A 250-nucleotide genomic window follows, 5' to 3' on the forward strand; every position below is an offset into this window, starting at 1 on the left:
CCCAACAGCATCACTAGCAGCACCGTGATTGATGTTAATGGTGAAGAAATTGGTGTTGTTGGCGCGACTACTCCTGCTTTGGCAAGTATTTCTAGCCCTGGTGATGTTGGCGTTCTCCCTGAAGACTCAACCAATATCGAGGCTCTAGCAGATCTGATTCAGGAGGAAGTGGATACCCTAACTGAGCAAGGCATTAACAAAATTATTCTGTCTTCTCACTTCCAACAACTAGCGATTGAGGAAGAAGTTG

At 45.6% G+C, this 250-nt stretch carries 1 pseudogene; it reads left to right on the forward strand.

Annotation, left to right across the window (positions count from 1 at the left end):
• Positions 1 to 24: 24 nt before the first annotated feature.
• Positions 25 to 250: pseudogene (locus R0J87_RS22940) on the forward strand (bifunctional metallophosphatase/5'-nucleotidase); the annotation flags it as partial.

It is taken from the genome of Halomonas sp. SIMBA_159 (assembly GCF_046536035.1).
Taxonomy (GTDB): domain Bacteria; phylum Pseudomonadota; class Gammaproteobacteria; order Pseudomonadales; family Halomonadaceae; genus Vreelandella; species Vreelandella venusta_A.